This is a genomic window from Gemmiger qucibialis, from assembly GCF_027689445.1.
GTDB classification, from domain to species: domain Bacteria; phylum Bacillota; class Clostridia; order Oscillospirales; family Ruminococcaceae; genus Gemmiger; species Gemmiger qucibialis.
This window is the reverse complement of the sequence record NZ_JAQFEN010000020.1, coordinates 20,271-27,335: the sequence shown is the minus strand read 5'-3', so window position 1 is coordinate 27,335 and position 7,065 is coordinate 20,271. Positions and strand designations below refer to the sequence as shown.

The window sequence follows — 7,065 nt, the reverse complement described above, 5'->3', positions numbered from 1 at the left end:
TTGTTAGATAGTATATCATACTGTCTAACAAATGGGGTGCAGTCCACTACGGTGTGTGGCTGCTTATTTTTTTGTGAAAGGAGCAGATGCAAATGAAATTAGTTTTGGCTGAAAAGCCTTCGGTTGCACAGAGTATTGCCAAAGTGTTAGGTGCTGCCAAGCGTGAGGATGGCTACTTAGAGGGAAACGGATATGTGGTCAGCTGGTGTGTAGGGCATTTGGTGGAGCTGGCACAGCCGGAAGTCTATGATGCGAAGTACAGCAAATGGGCTTATGCAGACCTTCCTATCTTCCCGATGGACTGGCAGTATGAGGTTTCTGCCGGTACGAAAAAACAGTTTGGGATTCTGAAAAAGCTCATGGCCAGAGAAGATGTTGCGAGTCTTGTGTGTGCAACAGATGCCGGTCGTGAGGGCGAGCTGATCTTTCGGTTGGTGTACCACAAAGCCGGGTGCAGAAAGCCGTTTGAGCGGCTTTGGATTTCCTCGATGGAAGATGTAGCAATCAAGGAGGGCTTTGAAAATCTCAGGTCTGGAACGGAATATGATGCTTTGTATGAAGCAGCACTGTGTCGAGAACGAGCCGACTGGATTGTTGGTATTAACGCTACTCGACTTTTTTCGACCCTTTACGGGCAGACCCTGAATGTTGGTCGTGTTATGACCCCTACCCTTGCTATGGCTGTTATGCGAGAAGCTGCCATTTCCGCATTCAAGCCTGAACTGTTCTACACAGTTCAGATTGGATTGGATGGTTTTACGGCTGCAAGCGAACGCTTCAAAACCAAGGCAGCAGCCGAAGCTGTCAAACAAAGCTGTTCGGTGGCAATCGTTCAGAAAGCTGAATGTAAGGAGAAAACAGAAAAGCCGCCTGCGCTCTATGACCTGACCAGTTTACAGAGAGAAGCCAACCGTGTGCTTGGCTACACGGCACAGCAGACCTTGGACTACACGCAGAACCTCTATGAAAAGAAACTGGTCACTTATCCCCGTACCGACAGCAGGTTTCTGACGGAAGATATGGCACATAGCCTGACCGACCTCGTAAAGCTGGCTTTCCACACATTCCCCGTGGAGGATGTGGATAACATACCAGTTCATGCAGAGCAGGTTGTGAATAACAAAAAGGTCACAGATCACCATGCCATCATTCCGACCAGAGAATTGCAGAAATGCAATCTGAGCGAACTTCCCAAGGGTGAACTTGCAATTTTGCAACTGATCTCGAATCGGTTGTGCGTAGCTGTTGGCGATCCGCACCGATACGCAGAGACAGTTATTGAGCTGGACTGTGGCGGTACCGTGTTTTCCACCAAAGGCAAAACTGTTGTGCAGGATGGATGGAAAGCTCTGGTTCAGAAAAATGATTCGACAAAATCCGACGAAAACGTGCAGACACTCCCTTCTGTTTCCGTTGGTGACGAAATGACCGTCAGCGGCACGGAAATCAAGGAAGGGAAAACATCTCCCCCTAAACACTTTACCGAGGATACTCTGCTTTCTGCTATGGAAACTGCCGGTGCGGACGAAATGCCTGATGAGGTGGAGCGCAAAGGTTTGGGAACGCCTGCGACCCGTGCCGGTATCATTGAGAAGCTGGTTCGCATCGGTTTTCTGGAGCGTAAGGGTGATAAGAAAACCAAACACCTGATTCCGACCCACAAGGGTACGGCTCTGGTAACAGTCATGCCGGAACAGATTCAGTCCCCATCCATGACGGCGGATTGGGAAGAAAAATTGTTGCTCATTGAGAAAGGCGAATATGCCAGCGAGGACTTTATGGACGAGATCAAAGATGTGATTGCCGGTCTGATTCAGAACTATGAAGTAATCCGTGATTCCGAGGTTATGATGTCGAAAGAAGCCAATTCTATCGGCAAATGCCCGCTCTGCGGCAGTGCTGTAGAGGACAAAGCCAAGGCATTTTTCTGTTCCAACAGAGCTTGCAAATTTGCCCTCTGGAAAAACAATCGCTACTTTGCGAGCATCGGCAAGAGCATGACTTCTGCCACGGCGCAGAAATTGCTTGGTTCCGGCAAGGTAAAGCTCAAGAATTGCAAGTCCGAAAGAACGGGCAACACCTTTGATGCCACCGTCTTTATGGAGGTATCAGATGATGGCAAAACGAAGTTCAGTATGGAATTTGAAAATATGCCATCGTTCCTTTTTATCATTTCTGTACTCCCATCATTTTTTCTTCGATGGGAATACTGGTGGTGAACGACAGCGACAAAGAATCTTGTCGAATTGAAAATTGACACACGCAAATTCTTCAGTATATGTCCACCTGTGTGGATCATGTACCGTCAGGATTCGCATATGGCAGTGGTAATTCCATTTCGTTTTTCGCGTGGAATTGCCAGAGTTATTCATTCGACAAACTCATAATGCGGTTCTCCGTATAGAGGAAAAGCCTATTAAGTTATAGGCAATGGCTTATAACCGCACTTTGAGAAAAGAGGCCTCAAGGTACTTTTTATCTTTTGAATTTGTTGTATACCTCCAAATGAAAAAAACAAGGAGAGGCTTCCAAGGAAACCTCTCCTTAACTGGTATTAAGGGCTATGTCAGAATCTTTCCGGCAGAATATTTACGACAGGTAACTTACCGATACAGCGGTCCGTACTGCTTGCACGCAGCATAATCCGCAGCCTGCTGATCCTGCGTGCCGAAGCTGGCCCATGCGTGGGGGCGATAGACCTTCTCGGCAGGGACATTGTGCATCGTAACAGGGATGCGCAGCATGCTGGCCAGTGTAATGAGGTCAGCACCCACATGGCCGTAAACGGTCACGCCATGGTTGGCACCCCAGTTTGCCATAACGCTGTACACATCGGTGAACGCACCCTGTCCGGTCAGGCGCGGGCAGAACCACGTAGTCGGCCAGGTCGGGTCGGTGCGTTTGTCGATAGTGTTGTGAATCTCGTCGGGCAGATCAGCCGTCCAACCCTCGGCAATTTGCAGGACGGGGCCAATCCCCTCCACAATGTTGAAGCGCAGCATCGTAACAGGCATCTCTGCCTTGCAGCGGAAATGGCTGGAATATCCACCGCCGCGGAAGTACTCATAGTCCGCACGGCACCAATCGGTGGCGTTCAGGCATGCCTTGATGTCCGCATCGGTCATCTCCCAGAACGGCTTCATCACGTGGTTGCCCTCGGCATCCACGCAGGCACCGGAACCATCCAGAGCTGTCGCGCCGGAATTGATGAGATGAATAAAGCCGTTGGCGGCAACGCCGTCAGGCTTCTGCCCGGTCACACGCTCGCAGGCTTCGGGGCTCCAGTAGGTGCGCACATCATGGAAGCACGGTGCAGAACCGGAAACAAGGCTGCCCAGCATCATGGCAATACCGTTGCAGGTGTCGTTCTCAGTGGCGAACGGAGTCGGGGCCTTTGGGCCGTTCCAGTCAAAGGTAGAAGCCATGATGGCCTCGGTGAAGTCAGCATTCGGCAGCCAGTCCGTCCACTGGCGCTGACCCTGGAAGCCGCCGACCACAGCGTTGCGGCCCAGCGCTTCCTCATGCCAGCCCATCTCGTCCAGACGCGGATTGCCGTACAGAATGTCGCGGATGATCAGGGTCATCTTGACGATAAACTCCCAATCCTTGTCAGCCGGAACGATCTTCGACTTCGTGATGACGGGTGGCAGATTCTTGCCGAGGTTCTTATCAAAGCCCTCTTTGCAGTTCTCGCGCACCCATGCCAGCGCCTTCTCATATTCATCGTGGTCATAGATGCCGATGGAAATACGGCGCAGAATCTCGACCTCATCCACCCACTCGGCGCGGATGCCGAAATATTTTTGCAGAACACCCGCATCGCAGAAGCTGCCCGCAATGCCCATCGTCACAGCGCCAATATTGACGTAGGCTTTGTTCTTCATCCAGCCTGCGGCAACAGCACCGCGGGCGAAACGCAGAATTTTCTCGGCCACGTCATCGGGAATCGTATCATCGTTGGCTTCCTGCACGTCATGGCCGTAAATGGAGAAAGCAGGCAGACCGCGCTGGGCGTGTGCGGCCAGAACCGCAGCCAGATACACCGCGCCAGGACGCTCGGTGCCGTTGAAGCCCCAAACTGCCTTAATGGTGTTGGGGTCCATGTCGAACGTCTCAGTACCATAGCACCAGCAGGGGGTCACGGACAGTGTGGCCGTAACATTCTGGGTAGAGAACTGCTCTGCCACACGGGCAGCCTCGGCACCGCCACCAATTGTCGTACAGCCAATCACGCACTGCACCGGCGTACCATCGGGGTACTTGAGGTTCTCCGAAATCAGCTTGGCGGCATTTTCTGCCATGCGCATCGTCTGATTTTCCAGGCTTTCACGGACGCCGCCCCAGCGTCCATCGATGACAGGGCGAATACCAATTTTAGGATACAGCATAGTTGCACCTTCCTTATTATAATAGGGGTTTGAAACGATCATAAGCGGCGTTCCATTCCGCATAGTTCTGTGTGCTTGGGGTATATGTTTTAATGACCTCTGTCTCCGCAACCAGCCGGCGTCCTTGTGTGATGGAGTCCAGCAACCCCAAGGCTTTCAACTGAATCATAATGTTGCCGAGCGCCGTAGCTTCCACCGGGCCTGCCTTTACTGTAAGGCCGCAGCAGTCTGCCGTCATCTGGCAAAGCAGACGGTCTTTTGTGCCGCCGCCCAAAACGTGCAGGGTCGTAAATGCTCGACCTGTTACAGCGGAGAGCTGCTCTATCGCATAGCGATATTTCAGAGCAAGGCTCTCATAAATGCAGCGCATTACGGCTCCCACCGTTTCCGGGACGGGCTGGCCGGTTTTGCGGCAAAATTCCTGTATTCTGCCCGGCAGGTCGCCGGGGGCAACAAATTCCGGGGCATCCGGGTCAATAAAACTGCGCAGCGGTTCGGCGGCAAGTGCCTGTTGCTCCAGCTCCGCGAAAGAATATGCCTGCCCGCGGCGCTTGTACTCACGGCGGCTTTCCTGAATCAGCCAAAGACCGATGATGTTTTTCAGGTAGTTGATTTTCCCGTTTGCACCGAGTTCATTGGACAGCCCGCTTTGGCAGCTGTCTGCCGTCAGAATCGGAGAATCCAATTCCGTTCCCAGCAGGCTCCATGTGCCGCAGGAGAGAAATGCCGTGTGTTCGGCATCCTCCTCGGCACACGGCATAGCAGCCGAGGCGCATTGTGTATCATGCCCTGCCACCGCAATGATTTTCGCACCGTTTGCAAGTGTACCTGTCACTGTGCCGCTGGCAACAATGGGTGCGAAGCGGTTTTCCGGCAAGCCGTAGGCGGCCAGCACTTCTCTGCTCCACTGCCCTGTGCGGAGGTCCAGCATCTGGCTGGTGGAAGCAATGCTGCGTTCGCAGACCGGCTCGGCCCCCAACAGAGCCGCAAACAAATCCGGCATAAAAAGGATCTGCGTAGCCTTTTGCAGCAGTTCCGGGTCCTGCTCACGCAGAGCCAGCAGCTGGAACAAAGTATTGATTGCCATGATTTGATTGCCGGTATGGGCATATAATTCTTCTGCGGGCATACGGGCAGCGGCCTGTTCCGGTTTGCCATTCGTTCGGGCATCGCGGTAATGAACAGGGTTTGCCAGCAGATGGCCGTCCGTATCCAGTAAGCCGAAATCCACACCCCATGTATCAAATCCTAAGCTGTCAAATGTACCCGCCTTTTGAATGGCTGTGTGAATTTCCTTCAGCAGTGTTTCCACATCCCAGCAGAGATGACCGTCCTTTTCGATGGGGACATTTTCAAAGCGATGGATTTCCTCGTAGGTGAGGTTTTGGCCATCGTACACGGCCCGAATCGCACGTCCACTGGAAGCGCCAAAGTCGAAGGCCAGCACAGTTGCTGTGTTACTCATTGCACCACGCCCTTCTTCAAAAGTACGTTGGCATAGATTGCGCTTTCCCCGGTGGCGATAATCGCATAGACATGATGTGCGCGCTCATAAAACGCAAAGCGCTCCACCATTTCAATTTTAGCCGGGTCATTGCCGCTCTCGTTCAACTTCTGTTTATAGCTATCCCAGATAGTCGGCTTGCACGGATCGCCATCAACCACTTTCATCAGCGCGACAGGCTTTTCCACATACTGATCCAACGGCAGAAATTGCAGGATGGCCTCCAGCAGTTCTACGGTTCCGTGCCCGTCTGCACGAACCACAATGGCATCTTTGCCAATGCTTTCAGCCGGGAAATTTCCGTCTGCGAGAATGATTTCATCGCCATGTCCCATCTCGCAGAGGACTTTCAGAAGTTCCGGACTAAGGATAGGCGGAATGTTCTTCAGCATACGGTGTCTCCTTATTTGTCCGTCGGCTCACCTTTTTCGCGTCGCTCAAATTTGCGATAGCCGGGGTGTTTGCCGGTAATTTTGTAGTAGGAGCGGAGATTGATGAGCTTATCAATATTCTTGCGGTCAATATCGTAGCTGCCGCCGAGAATGATTGCGTTGATCGTGATTTTTGCCCACAGTTCCAGACTCTCCATGCGGTAATAGGCGGTGATGACATCGCTGCCCACCGTCAGCGCGCCGTGGTTTTCCAGCAGCATAACATCGTGGTCATTGAGATACGGCTCGATTGCGTCCGGCACCTCCGTCGTGCTGGGAGTTCCATACGGAGTCAGCGGCACAGCGCCGATGGCTGCCACATCCTCAATCATGTTGTACATATCCATCGGGCGATGTGCCACTGCAAAGCCGGTGGCTGCCGGCGGATGGGCATGGACAACAGCATTTACATCGGCGCGCTTTTCGTAGCAGCGCAGGTGCATCTTGATTTCGCTGGACGGGCGCAGGTCCTCTGCCCCTTCCAGCACATTGCCCTTTGCATCAATACGCAGCAGCTTGTCCGGCGTGATGAAGCTCTTGCTCATGCCCGTAGGCGTTGCAAGGAAAGTTCCGTCCTCCAACCGAACTGAGACATTGCCATCATTGGCAGCGACCCAGCCAAGCTGCCACATTTTATGGCAGACATCGCAGATTTGGTCTTTGATTTCTTCGATTTGCACAGTTTGTACCTCCTAAAGTGGATTTTGTCCTTTACTTGTATTATACTGTTGCAATTTGCCCT

The 7,065-nt window shown here is 52.5% G+C and carries 5 protein-coding genes; 1 reads left to right on the top strand and 4 read right to left on the bottom strand.

Going from position 1 to position 7,065, the window contains the following annotated elements; translation table 11 throughout:
- The first annotated feature begins 92 nt into the window (after window positions 1-92).
- A complete protein-coding gene (locus PG062_RS15345) occupies window positions 93-2,219 on the top strand; it encodes a DNA topoisomerase 3 (RefSeq protein WP_270752952.1) in 2,127 nt (708 codons plus the stop codon).
- Between the two features lie 384 nt (window positions 2,220-2,603).
- On the opposite strand, the gene PG062_RS15340 is transcribed toward PG062_RS15345, so the two are convergent.
- From PG062_RS15340 to PG062_RS15325, 4 genes are read right to left on the bottom strand one after another with little or no spacing between them, the layout of a single operon-like run.
- The gene (locus tag PG062_RS15340) at window positions 2,604-4,388 is read right to left on the bottom strand and encodes an L-fucose isomerase (RefSeq protein ID WP_270752950.1); all 1,785 of its coding nucleotides are present in this window, start codon (window positions 4,386-4,388) and stop codon (window positions 2,604-2,606) included.
- Between the two features lie 16 nt (window positions 4,389-4,404).
- Window positions 4,405-5,853 carry a rhamnulokinase gene (locus tag PG062_RS15335; RefSeq protein ID WP_270752948.1) on the bottom strand — a complete coding sequence of 483 codons (1,449 nt, stop codon included), beginning with the start codon at window positions 5,851-5,853 and terminating at the stop codon, window positions 4,405-4,407.
- Window positions 5,850-6,284, bottom strand: coding sequence for an L-fucose mutarotase (gene fucU / locus PG062_RS15330; protein WP_270752946.1), 435 nt, complete (start codon window positions 6,282-6,284; stop codon window positions 5,850-5,852). The genes PG062_RS15335 and fucU overlap by 4 nt, the downstream gene beginning before the upstream one ends.
- Window positions 6,285-6,295: 11 nt before the next feature.
- Entirely contained in the window at window positions 6,296-7,003 is a 708-nt protein-coding gene (locus tag PG062_RS15325; protein WP_270752945.1) for a class II aldolase/adducin family protein, read from the bottom strand.
- Window positions 7,004-7,065: the final 62 nt, after the last annotated feature.